10 protein-coding genes and 1 pseudogene are annotated in these 12,112 nt (G+C 66.5%); 3 read left to right on the top strand and 8 right to left on the bottom strand.

From position 1 onward, the window contains the following. Positions 1-302: 302 nt before the first annotated feature. From G3I60_RS36910 to G3I60_RS46940, 5 genes are all read right to left on the bottom strand, one after another. On the bottom strand, positions 303-692 hold the full coding sequence (locus G3I60_RS36910; RefSeq protein ID WP_164297611.1) for a hypothetical protein: 390 nt from the start codon (positions 690-692) through the stop codon (positions 303-305). Between the two features lie 410 nt (positions 693-1,102). Next, on the bottom strand, positions 1,103-1,468 hold the full coding sequence (locus G3I60_RS36905) for a hypothetical protein (RefSeq protein ID WP_164608304.1): 366 nt from the start codon (positions 1,466-1,468) through the stop codon (positions 1,103-1,105). Positions 1,469-1,887: 419 nt separating this feature from the next. Continuing rightward, positions 1,888-2,052: a hypothetical protein gene (locus tag G3I60_RS36900; RefSeq protein ID WP_164297614.1), complete on the bottom strand. Its 165-nt coding sequence runs from the start codon at positions 2,050-2,052 to the stop codon at positions 1,888-1,890. Between the two features lie 159 nt (positions 2,053-2,211). Beyond that, the gene (locus G3I60_RS36895) at positions 2,212-2,886 is read right to left on the bottom strand and encodes an Lsr2 family protein (RefSeq protein WP_164297616.1); all 675 of its coding nucleotides are present in this window, start codon (positions 2,884-2,886) and stop codon (positions 2,212-2,214) included. Next, positions 2,883-5,810 (bottom strand): DNA/RNA non-specific endonuclease, encoded by a 2,928-nt coding sequence (locus G3I60_RS46940; RefSeq protein ID WP_343241805.1) that lies wholly within the window; start codon positions 5,808-5,810, stop codon positions 2,883-2,885. Before G3I60_RS46940 ends, G3I60_RS36895 begins: the two co-directional genes overlap by 4 nt. Positions 5,811-5,950: 140 nt before the next feature. Between G3I60_RS46940 and G3I60_RS36885 the strand changes: the two genes are divergently transcribed. Next, on the top strand, positions 5,951-7,921 hold the full coding sequence (locus G3I60_RS36885) for a hypothetical protein (RefSeq protein WP_164297618.1): 1,971 nt from the start codon (positions 5,951-5,953) through the stop codon (positions 7,919-7,921). 547 nt (positions 7,922-8,468) lie between these two features. Then, a protein-coding gene (locus tag G3I60_RS36880) for an IS5 family transposase (RefSeq protein WP_275405993.1) occupies positions 8,469-9,400 on the top strand; the annotation gives its coding sequence in 2 pieces (ribosomal slippage) (positions 8,469-8,804 and positions 8,807-9,400; 930 coding nt in all). Between the two features lie 78 nt (positions 9,401-9,478). Here G3I60_RS36880 and G3I60_RS36875 read toward each other — a convergent pair. The 3 genes and pseudogenes from G3I60_RS36875 to G3I60_RS36865 form a co-directional block, all read right to left on the bottom strand. After that, a complete protein-coding gene (locus G3I60_RS36875; RefSeq protein ID WP_343241806.1) occupies positions 9,479-9,919 on the bottom strand; it encodes a hypothetical protein in 441 nt (146 codons plus the stop codon). 197 nt (positions 9,920-10,116) lie between these two features. Continuing rightward, positions 10,117-10,938 (bottom strand): trypsin-like serine protease, encoded by an 822-nt coding sequence (locus G3I60_RS36870; protein ID WP_239070733.1) that lies wholly within the window; start codon positions 10,936-10,938, stop codon positions 10,117-10,119. A 344-nt stretch (positions 10,939-11,282) separates the two neighbouring features. Continuing rightward, positions 11,283-11,540: pseudogene (locus tag G3I60_RS36865) on the bottom strand (transposase); the annotation flags it as partial. A gap of 158 nt (positions 11,541-11,698) precedes the next feature. Between G3I60_RS36865 and G3I60_RS36860 the strand changes: the two are divergent. Further along, positions 11,699-12,112, top strand: a 414-nt coding sequence (locus tag G3I60_RS36860) for a leucine zipper domain-containing protein (RefSeq protein WP_164606949.1), incomplete at its 3' end; no start/stop codon positions are given.

Here is a 12,112-nt window from a genome sequence, read left to right as displayed (position 1 = left end):
GCTTGGTTGTGTCGATGGGTTACGGAGAGCATCTAGCTCAGGAGTGAGAGCACCGTCGCTCCCAGGAAGTTGGCGTCGCTCAGTGATGAGAGCGCCTGGGTGCGCGCCTCGCGCCCGTGGGTGTGCCCTGCGGGACGAGGCGCCCAAGGGTGGGGTCGAGCCCGGCGCTGACCTGTACTTGGCGATCAACGGCCGTGGCAGGACCGACTGCCGAATCCTGCTCCCCAGCTGAGGTCTCGTCGGGCTTTGGCCGCCTATCAGGAGCTGCTCGGTTTCATTGGGGCGGTCCTACCTCAGAGGTGCTAGTGATCGAACCAAGCACGGCTCTCCGGTTGGTGGGGGCGGACGATCGCCAGGATGGCCGGCACGAGCCAGAGCAGTCCCAGAAGGGGCATCACTCGGAAGAATGCCAGGGTGAAGGGCAGCGCCGTCCAAACGAACGCGACGGCGGAGACGCGCAGGTTGGGGTGGCGCGTGGGGAACTTGAGGGCGGTGGTAACGCCCCATGCGGCAACGGCAAGGATGAGCACTCCGGCGAATACGACGATCCCGGAATGAGCTTCGCCTGGCGTGGTGCAGCACGGGGTCGAGGCGTCGGCCTCGCCCCAGATTGCGGTGGCGATGGCCACGCTGTTGGTCAGCAGAGCGAGTCCGAGGACGGCCTGTATGCCGCCCAGGATCATCATCAACACGCGAAGGCTCTTCACCGGCTGAGGCATCTGTGCGCCTGAGGGGATCAGCCCATGGCCGAGTCCCCCCGGTCCGGCAGGGCCTCCACGCCCGCCGACACCTGCGCCTCCGCCCGCCCGCGACCCCTGCCAAGGCCGCTGACTGCCGGATTCTTCTCCATCGTTCTTGCTCATTCTGACGGCCCTCCCCTGGGGCGGCACTCGCACGTGCGCGCCATGTTCCGGCGGCCTATGCCGCCCGTCCAGTCACAATCCAGCCCGGCTACCTTGGCCAGTTTCGTCGTTGCCATGCAGTACCCACGGACACGCTGGCGCAGCGTTGCGGCAACTCGGCGACATTCTGCGGCCGACCGGTCAACTGCTGCTCTCCCAAGCCGCCGAAATCCGCTCTTGCTCCTCACCTACGCAGCCACTCAAGCGCGTGTGCAGGTGATGCTGCGTTGTCCGCTGCCGAAGGACAGCCGGACGGTCTTTCCTTTCACGCGTATGTTGAGGTCTCCGTCTCCGTCTCCGCCGACCTCGGCCCAGGCCGGGACGAGAGGGAAGGTCTGGCTGAGGTCGGGGGAAATCTCTTCCGGTATCTCGCGGACGGTGAGAGCGCGTTGCTGCCAGTCGGCAGCTTCGCTGCCCTCCAGGCTGGGGACCGCCAGGACCCCGTCCCTGTACGCCCACCGGCCGCTGATCCCTCCCCACTGGGTCGTCGTCCACGTCCCGTCGTCCCGGACGACGAGGGTTCCTTCATGGCCCTGATTGGATGTGTACGACCAGGTCCCCTTCACGAACGCCCTGAGGGCCTGGGCCCTGGGCCCGCCACCAGAACCGTTTCCCGAGCACGCAGAAACGACGGTGCCAAGCACCCCGACTCCCAGGTAACGCAGAGCATTTCGGCGCCCGATGACGCGAACGAACTCTTCAGCGACCATGATTTTCTCCGATATAGGAACCGGGTGATGAGCGCCCGGCTGGGTTCTTGGGCAGCCCGGGATGGTCGCGCAGGCCGCGCGAGGCGGCATGCGAGGCGCCCCCGGACCGGGGGCCGGTTGGTGGGCCGTCCCGGAGGCTGCTGGGACGGCCCACCGCAGAGGTAGTCAGCCGGTGGTGTGGATGCCGTTGATGCAGGCACAGTCGACGTTGGGGAAGGTCGGGATCGCGTTCAGTCCGTTGCTTCACAAGTCGCGTGACGCCGTCTTGTCCCTCGTCAGGACCCGCGGCCCTGGCCCGTCCGGTACTGGAGGACTTCGAGGTTCGGGTAGGCAGCGCCCTTGCGGGCCACGGTGGTGAGGCCTTCCGGTCCGAGCACGACGGCCGGGTCGGTATCGCCCGCGAAGACCGGCAGTGTGCTGCTGACGCCGTGGATCTTCACGAGGAGTTCGGAACGTGAAGCCGCCGGCCGCTCCGGCGTGCACGGGGACGTGAGCGGGCCCCAACAGGGGACGGTGAGTTTTCCCTGCGGCCACTTGGACCTCGGCCTCCGCCTCCTTCGGCGACCGTTATGGCACGTGCGTGGCGTGGAGGGTCAGCTTCAGGTCGGGTTGTTTTCTTCCCATGCGTTGGTGATCTGGGCGGGGATGCGGCCGTGATCTGGTACTTGGTAGCCGTTGGCGCGAGCCCAGAGACGGACGGCTTGCGGGGCGATGATTCTGTCTGGGGCCGGTGGCCGTAGCTGGTGCCTCGGTGCTGACGCTGGGGAGAAAGAGACTCCTTCGTAGAGGAGGCCGTCAGGGAAGAGGGGGATCTTGGTGTGACCGCTGAGGACCTCGAACAGAAATCGCGTGAGGTTCCCCTCGAAGTGGTACCAGCCCGGGCCCCGTGCTTCGTTCACGGCAATGTGCCAGTCGGCGGATTCAGTTTCTGGGCCACCGACCCAGAAAAGGTATTCGCCGTTGTCGGTCACGCCCATCGCGAACAGGTCACGTGGGTCATACGGGACGGGGTAGCCGGCGCGTCCACGTTCCTGTTGTAGCTGCCCTCGAATTCTGGCAGGCATCGGACCGGTCAGATTGACCCACTCAGTGAACCCGAGCGGATGGTAGAGGTGGATGAATCCGCAGAAGGCGCCGGGGCCGTAGCTGCTAGCCAGCTCCTTGTAGTCGCCGGGCAGCCTCATACCCAGTGTGCGTTCCACCGCTGCCCAGTCCACGGGTGGCGTGTGGGCAGGAGGCGGGCAGAGCACCGTGAGGTCGTTGATGGCGGTCACGGGTGTCCTCGCAGTTGCTGTTGCTGATCGTGCGCGGGGTTGAAAAACTGGTCCTCCACGATATAGCCGTGGACGGTTTTTGCTTCAAGCTGAATCCACTGCGGTACCGAGTCTGCCAGATCGTCTGAGTACTCGAGGAAGACGCTGTAGATGACAATGTCGCCTCCCTTTACGGCGTCGAAGATGATCTGCTCGTAGGCACGCATTTTCGGAGTGTTCGTGGGGTCCTGTGTGATGGTGAACAGGTTATCCAGGGTGTTTCCGGATCCCCCTAGCATGGCGGCCAGTAGGTGACCTCGTGCCTGATTTTCGTTACCTCCCAGGAAGCCGGGCGGCCTCAACGAATTGTTAGCTTTGGTGCCCTTGTTGAGCATGTCCGATGTGATGATCGCCTTCATCTCGTGCGGGCGGTTGTACTCGTCTCGGGTGAAGACGACACGTCCTCCCCACGTGGGGTCGTCTTCACAGTCGGTCTGATCCGGGAAGTCGGAGACGTCGGTGGCGAACGCGGGCCGGGTGTAGCGGGCCGAGGTGAGTTCAGTACCGTGATGCAGGTCGCTGGTGGTGGTGTAGGCAGTGGCTGTTGCGGTGTTGGCCGGCCTGTTTACGGGGCATGGCTTCTGCTGCGGATCGTCCGGCTTATCGGGCTGGTTCCGCTGCACGGTGTCGAGGATCTTGCGGAGCCGGTCGTAGGTGTCGCGGGCCTGCTTTGCCTTCTCCAGGAATTTGGGTAGGTCTTTGGCGACTGTGGCGACTGCTTTGGTGGACTTGGCGGCCTTCCTGTAGGCGCCTATAGAAAGGACGGTGCTGCCAGCGTCGATGACTACCTCGAAGCAGCTGGCGGCGTCTTTGTGCGCGCACTTGATGATGTCGTCGACGCTGAAGAGGTCGAGGAGGATGTCGGCGCCTTTTTCCTTGAGCCAGTCGGTGACGCTGGTCTCGAGGATCTTCTTGGCTTCGCGGTACTTCTCGACGCACTCCTGGCCGCAGCGCTCAGAGAGAAGTTGTTCGTCCTGGTGTTGTTGTGCGACGTCGGCGGCTCCGCCGATCCGTGTCCATTCCTGGCCGGTGCCATTCCATCGGTAGGCGGTGGTGAGGTCGGGGGACAGGCCGTAGAGCTGGGTGTCACTGACGGCGAAGGTGGCGCCGCGGCCGCCGATCTCGGTCCACGCATCGGGGGTGTTGTTGTACTGGTGGATGTTGCCCGTGTCGCGGTTGGTGGCGAACAGGCCTGCGCCGCCGGCGTAGAGGTTCTGGGCGGGGCCGCCGATCCGGGTCCAGTCGGTTCCCTTGCCGGTCCATTCGTAGACGGCGGTGTGGTCGGGGCTGAGGCGGTAGACGTGGTCGTGGCCGACGGCGAATTGGGCTCCGGGGCCGCCGATCCGGGTCCACTTGTCGGGCTTGTCGTTGTACTGGTACAGGTCGCCGGTGTCGGGGTTGGTCGCGAAGAGTCCGGCACGCCCGGCGTAGATGTTCTTTGCCGGTCCGCCGATTTTGGTCCACTCCTCGCCGTCCCACTGACCGACGCCGTCGGGGGTGAGGTGGTAGAGGTGGTCACCGGTGACGGCAAAGCTGCCGTTCGCCTCGACGATCGGCTCCCAAGCCCGGGTCTCGTCGTTGTACTTGCTGATCTGCGTGTTTGTGCCGGGGCGGGTGATGAACACTCCCGCGCGGCCGGCATACACGGAGCCGGCAGGACCGCTGATCTGCTCCCACCGGCTGCCGCTGCGGCGCCACAGGGCACTGTTGTCGGCGGTCAGGGTGTAGAGGTCGTCCTGGGCGGTGACGGCCATGCGGACGCTCTGTTCGTCCAGGGTGTCGGGCGGCCCGGTGGCCTGGACCGGAGCCGAGGTGGGTTCTTGGGTGGCTGGGGGTTCGTCGGTGGCAGGCGGTGCGGGATCTGCCGGCGTGGCGGCAGGGTCCGGGTCCGGCGCGGGCTGGGGGGTGCGCGGGGCTCCGAGGGAGGTCCAGGTGGTGTCGGTGCCGGACCAGGCGGACACGGTGGTGTGGTCGGGGCTCAGCCCGTACAGGCGGTGGTCGCCGGCGGTGAAGGAGGATCCTGCCGAGCCGATACCGCTCCAGTCCTCCCCTGCACCGCTGTATCGGAAGATGCTGCCGGTGTCGGGGTTGGTGGCGAACAGGCCGGCGCCGCCGGCGATGAGGTCCTGGGCGGGGCCACCGACCTTCGTCCAGTCGGTGCCGGTGCCGGACCACTGGTAGACCGCCGTCCGGTCCGAACTGAGCCCGTACAAGCGGTCGCCGGTGGCCGCGAACGCGGCGCCGGCATCTCCCACCCGGGTCCAGTCCTCCCCCTCGCCGCTATAGCGGAAGATGCCCCCGTCGTCGGTGCGGTTGGTGGCGAACAGGCCCGCGCCGCCGGCGATGAGGTCCTGGGCGGGGCCACCGACCTTCGTCCAGTCGGTGCCGGTGCCGGACCACTGGTAGACCGCGGTCCGGTCCGAACTGAGCCCGTAGAGGCGGTCTCCGGCGATCACGAAGGCGGCGCCCGGCTCGCCGACCGGCGTCCAGAGCTCGGGGGTGCCGGTGTAGCGCAGGATCTTGCCGGTGTCGGGGTTGGTGGCGAACAGTCCCGCACCGCCGCCGTACAGGTGGGCGGCGGGGCCGCCGACCTTGGTCCAGTCGGTGCCGGTGCCGGACCAGGTGTAGACGGCCGTGTGGTCGGCTGCCAGGGCGAAGAGGTGGTCGTCGGCGGTGGCGGTGACGGATTCCAGGGCGATGGGCGCGCTGGCTGGAGGGTCGGCGTGGGCCGGGACGACGGCCAGCAGGCCCGCGGTCAGGGCGACGGCCAGCGTTACGCCGATCCGCCGCAGAACCGCCCTCGGCCGGGAGCGCCTCCTTGCGGGGGACGGACCTTGGCGCCACCGCCGGGTCCCGGTGCGGGTTGGGGGAGTTGGAGGATTCACAGGGTCTCCAGAGTTTGTCCGAGAAGTGCTGGAGACCCACGCTGTGGCCTGGTGTGATTGTCCTTCTACTGCTGGGCGGGAGAACGCAGGTCAGGTGCGGACAACCCCCGGATTGGCCACGGACAACCAAGGGGTCAGCAATGCCGACACGAGCTGGACGGCCCCAGGGCAGCCCGAAAGGGCAGACCCCGCAAGCCAACGAGTTAGCCGCCCTGGTGCGGGAGCTGACGGGCAGCGCCACGGTGCGAGAGCTCGCCGAGCTCTACCCCGCCAGCAAGACCAGCTGGAGCAACTACCGCTCCGGCGCGAAAATCATCACCGCCGAGCTCTTGGAACAGCTGCTGCAGGACCGGGTCCCGGACGCTCCCGGGCGGGAGCGCTGGAGGCAGCGGGCGAACGCCCTGCTCGGTGCGGCACTGGCCGCCGAGCGCGGTCAGCCGCCGCCGGCCAGTACTCCGCGCGACGCGTTGACCCACGCGGTGCGGGCGCAGCGTCAGGCCGAGGCGGACCTGCGCGAATCGGCGAAACTCGTGCACGTCCTGCGCGACATCATCACCCGCCTCCAAGCCGAGACACCGCCCGCCGGCAGCACCGTGGGAAGACCGGCCGCCGAGGCACCGCACCACAATCCGGCGGAGCCTGTACCGCCGCAGGCCGGTGCGCTGAGCCAGGCAACCGAGCAACTGGCCCGCGCGCAGGAGATCCAAACCGCCGCACAGGTGGCACACGCCCGCGCCCACCAGGAGCAGGAGCGCTACCAGCAGCAGGCACAGGACACCTCGAGCACGGGAGCCGACCAGGCACCAACGCCTGGGGAGCTCGTGCCGGCGCGCCCGGACGCCGACGGGGAGATCGCGGTGCTGCTGGTGCAGGTACGCGCCGCGCTCGAAGGGCAGCACTGGGAGCTGTCGCGGCTCAACGACCGGCTGGGCTGGAGCGGTGAGGGCTCGGCCGCCGGTCAACGCGTTGTCCGCGGCGAACTCATCGGCGCATCGGACAACCCCTTCACCAGCACGAAGGTCCCCAGCGGTCGTGCTGCGCGTGCCGTGCGGCGCTGGCGTACGCGCTGGGTTGTGCTGGCCACCGTCTGCGCGGTCCTGGCCGGTGCCGCCGGCACCACCGTGGCCCTGCACACCCGTGACACGAGCACCGTGGTCTCCGACGGCAAGCACCCCGCGACCACCGCGCCGCCTGCACTGCCGACCGCCTCCGCCAGCAGCCCACCGCCGTCACCCCAGCCCGCTACTCCTGCGGGCACTGTGCCCCCCGCCGGCAGCCAGTCGGCTCCGCCCGCGGATCAGCATTCCGAAGAAGTCCAGCGCGCCCCAGCGTTGTCCGTGACGGCCAAGGACGAGCTGTATGTGCTGCGGTCCGATCACAGTTCGGTGTGGCGGTGGTCCGGTGACGGCCAGGAGTGGGCCCAGATCGGCGGGCCCGCTTCCGCGGTCTACGCGGGCCTGGCGGGCACCTTCGCCACCCACCCCGACACGGGAAAGATCTACAAGTTCCAAGGTGCCCGCGAGTGGATTCCCATCGGGGAAGCAGGGGCGGCATTCGCCCTGAGCGGTGAGCACCTGTACCGGCTGGCACCTGACCACTCGGCGGTGTTCGTGTGGTCCGGCCAGGGGACGTCCTGGACGAGGATCGGCGGCCCTACGAGGAACATCTACGCCGGCGGTGCGGGCCTGTTCGCCACCAACCCCGACACCGGCAGCATCTTTCACTACACGGGGCAGGGCGACACCTGGACCGAGGTCGGCGGACCCGGCGCCACCTTCGCCGTCGGCGACCGCCACCTCTACGGCCTCAGTCTTGACCGATCGGCGGTGTTCATGTGGTCCAGTGAGGGGACGTCCTGGACGAGGATCGGCGGCGCCGCCAAGACCATCTACGCCGGCGGCGCGGGCCTGTTCGCCACCAATCCCGACACGGGCGACCTGTTCAGCTACCACGATGCCGCCGACACCTGGAGCAAGATCGGCGGGCACGGCGGTACCTTCGCCGTCAGCGACCACCACCTCTACAGCCTCAACCCCGACCAGGCAACCGTCTACCAGTGGGACGGCCAGGACACCCACTGGACAGCGCTGGGAGGCGGCCCGGGCGCCTGACAGAGGCTGCGGGTCAGGCGCTGCGCCTGCGGGGGTGGTCTTCTTCGCCGTCTTCTTCGCGGCCGTGGACCTCTTGCCTTCGTCGGCCTGGAGCCTGCTGCGCGGTCTGTCCCCTGTCGGAGGTGGACCGGCTGCGGATCGCGGCGAGCGATGAATCCCGCCGCTATCCGGCGCAACAGCCGGCAAGGCCCAGCAGGGTCGGGGGTCTATGGGTTGTGCATCGTGGCGGAACTGGCCGGGGCATGGAGCATGAGGCCACGCGGCTTCGGCAAACAGGTGTGGGCCGATCGGTGCCGCCGCGTGCCCAGGACGGTCGTAGTCGAGTGCAGGCCCAAGAGGTTGGCTGCCCTGTCCGTAGCAATGCGAGGGGGGATGGCCTAACAATCAGTGCATGAAGAACAGTGAAGGCGGATGGCGCCCTCCCAACAGCAAGCACCCCTGGTTACCCCTGAAGAAGGGCGAGCAGCTTCCACTTCGAAACGCCGGCCGTCTAGGGCTTGTCCGGCCGATCATGTGACCGCTTCACGTCAGGGTCGTTGCTCTGGACATGGGGCGGGGTGACTTGAGTGATGCCGAGTGGGAGCGGCTGCGGTCGTTCCTGCCGGTCAGTAACGGGCGTTGTGGTCGGTGGCGGGATCATCGGCAGGTGATCGACGGGATTCTGCACAGGGTTCGGACCGGGGTGCAGTGGCGTGATCTTCCGGAACGGTTCGGGCCGTGGAAGACGGTCTACGAACGGCACCGGCTGTGGTCGGCTGACGGGACGTGGGAGCGTCTGCTCCAGCAGGTCCAGGCCGCAGCGGACGCGGCGGGTGAGATCGACTGGGACGTCTCGGTCGACTCGACCATCGTGCGGGCGCATCAGCACGCGGCAGGCGCCCGCATCGACCCACCGCCGGCCCCCACCTCCAAGGGGGCGGAAGTTCCAGAACACCAGGACGAAACGCCGTGGCAGAGCCTTCACGCCCGCCTGGTGGAGGTGGTGCGGGAGGTGAGGGCCTGGGCCGCTCGCGCGGCGGCTTCACCACCAAACTCCACCTGAGCGCGGACGGCCGCTGCCGCCCGCTGTCCTTGATCGTCACCCCCGGCCAGCGGGCGGACTGCACGCAGTTCAAACCGGTGCTGGAGAAGATCCGAGTCCCTAGGTCCGGGCCGGGCAGGCCCCGCAAGAAGCCGGACAGCGTCGCCGCCGATAAGGCATACAGCAACGGACCGTGCCGCGAGTACCTGCGGCACCGGGGCATCCGGCACACGATCCCGGAGAAGACCGACAGCCAGGCCGCTCGCCTGCGCAAAGGCTCACGCGGCGGGAAGCCACCTGGCTTCGACGAGGAGCGGTACAAGAAACGGAACACCGTCGAACGGGCTATCAACCGGCTGAAGCAGCACCGGGCGGTAGCCACCCGCTACGACAAGCGCCATTACGTCTACCTCGGCACAGCAACTGCGGCAGCTCTAACGATCTGGCTCCGCACATGATCGACGGGAATGCTCCGTGGCACTGATCCGGCAACGTTCGTCGAGGATCTGCACCTCACAACAGCGATCGAACCCCCGCTATGCGGGGCGGAGGACGGGATCGATCTCTGCCAGGCTTTCGTACAGCCGGCGGGCTCCCCGGGCAACACGATCGTCGGTGTCGCCCGACATCTCCTCGCAGAGCCGTAGCGCCTCGTCCAGGTCGTCCGAGAAGATGCTGAAGACATCGACGATCGCGGTGTGGATGTGATCGGCGTGGTTGTCATTGGCGACTGCCAGTGCGGACGCGACTATCGTCAGTCCGACCCTGTCCTTTCGCCGAAGCAAGCCCTCCGCGGTCCGCCGGGTGACGAAAGTGTCGCCACGGTCGAGCACAAGCCCCAGCAGCGGCTCAACGGCCTCCGGTATCTCGGCGAAACCGGCCAGGCTGTGACCGGCATCCGCCCGGTCACGCCAGTCATCGCTTCGCCCGAGGTCGCCAAGCGTCACGACCACCGCGCGCCGCAGGTCACTGTCCACGGATTCGCCCGCCCCTTCCCACGATTCCGGTCAAAATATCACCGAGGCGCCTTACCGGATGATCGCCAGGACAGGTCCTAGTCAGTACGTGCAGGCTTCTCCTGGTTCGGAGAGCGCGGCGGCCACCTCAGCGATACCAGCGCCCAACTAGCCTATTGCAAATCTTGCATGGTGGGGTTCAGTCACCGAATTTCCCGTTAACTGCAGACCTCAGGGGCTTCATTGTGGCAGGTGAAAAGTTCAACGCCCTGGTCGCTGAGTACTTGAGCTATAGGGCGGTAGTAGACCATGTCCGCCCCAGCGCCGCCGGTCGTCGAGCCGCCTCCAATAATAATCCCCACGGCGTCCGCGAACTTGCTGCCAGCCTTTCGGTAGACTGGCCCTCCACTATCTCCCCGTTGTACAATTCGCGACCCGATCTTCTGCCCCGCTATAAGACCGCAACGTTCAACCTCTTCGCCATCATTCATTTCGAATTTATAGCAGCGCGGCGTACTACTTCGTATCAGGACGTCGCACACTTCGCCGGTGAACGAGCCCCCAAGGCATACTGTTTTCCCTTGGCCCGGTTTCCAGGTGCCCCGTATCGTTCGCTGGCTTTTACTCTCCACCCCGCCTGTAATGATCGACAGATTCCAGTTGTCATCGACGCTCTTGATCAGCGCCGAATCCTGATCCAAGGAGTAGTGCACATCCTGAATCTGCCCAAAATAGTCAGGCGTGCTGTACACCGAGGGTCGACTGTTCTTATAGCAGTGACCCGCCGTCAAGGCGTACTTCTTCGAAAGTTCCCCTTTGAAGACAGAGAATGCCACTGTGCAATCCCCGTTCTTCGGAGGATCCTCTGGCCCCCCAATTCTTAAACGAATCCCTCCAGGTATTGAATAATTATTACACAGTTTCAGTCGCGTGGTGAATTCCTTGTCCCCGCACTCCTTTATCAAACTTGGACTCGAATCATCCGCCCTTGTAATCGCGTGCGCCCGGGCGACATTGAATGTCCCCGAAAAGGCGAACATCAGTGCGACAATGATTGCTGGCATAAATTTCTTTGAGACTGCCACTCAACGCCTCCGGGGAGATAGATTCGGCATGGGTGCGAGGTTAGGGAATTACAGTAGTTGCTTTCTAAGCCACCCTGAAAGGTCGGGCCCGGCCATTCTCTGGCGCAGAATCTAGCCAAGATCTCCGCATGGTGCGCTCGCACGGCGGGACGCCTCCGATGTGCCGATGTCGCTGCTGGCCGGGGTGATCGCCCCGGTGGTCATGATCGGGACGGACGCCACGCGGACCTGATCACCAGCGGGCTCGCGGTTAGCAACTGGCGCCCTCTGCGCCCCGCCCTGGGGGACGTGGGGGTGGCGTCCGCTGCGGCCTGGACCTGCTGGAGCAGACGCTCCCACGTCCCGTCAGCCGACCACAGCCGGTGCCGTTCGTAGACCGTCTTCCACGGCCCGAACCGTTCCGGAAGATCACGCCACTGCACCCCGGTCCGAACCCTGTGCAGAATCCCGTCGATCACCTGCCGATGATCCCGCCACCGACCACAACGCCCGTTACTGACCGGCAGGAACGACCGCAGCCGCTCCCACTCGGCATCACTCAAGTCACCCCGCCCCATGTCCAGAGCAACGACCCTGACGTGAAGCGGTCACATGATCGGCCGGACAAGCCCTAGATGTATTGATCACGAGCGTTGTTGACAGTGGTGGGTCTTGAACATGGCGAAGACCTCCGGTGTGGTGGAGCTGTCTAGGACTGCACCACTCGGAGGTCTTCGTGTCCCACCGTAATGCCCGGCTGACCGTTCATGGCAGACGGCTTCTCATCGAACGTGTCGTATCCGGCCGTCCGGTCGCTCATGTCGCGGCGGAGATGGGGATCTCGCGGGCCACGGCCCACAAGTGGGTCCGCCGGTGGCGCGCGGAGGGCGAGGCGGGGCTGCACGACCGCTCCAGCCGCCCGCATACGACCCCGCACCGCACGCCGGCCGCGGTCGAGGCGAGGGTGTGTGCACTGCGGCAGGCCCGCAAGCTGGGACCGGCCCGGATCGGACCGATCCTGGACCTGCCCGCCTCGACCGTCCACCGGATCCTGACCCGTCACCACCTGCACCGCCTCGCGTGGCTCGACCGGCCCACCGGCACCCTCATCCGCCGCTACGAACGCGAACGGCCCGGCGAACTCATCCAC

It is taken from the genome of Streptomyces sp. SID13666, assembly GCF_010548325.1.
GTDB classification, from domain to species: Bacteria; Actinomycetota; Actinomycetes; order Streptomycetales; family Streptomycetaceae; genus Actinacidiphila; species Actinacidiphila fildesensis.
The sequence above is the reverse complement of the archived record's forward strand: the minus strand, read 5'-3'. Positions and strand labels throughout refer to the sequence as shown.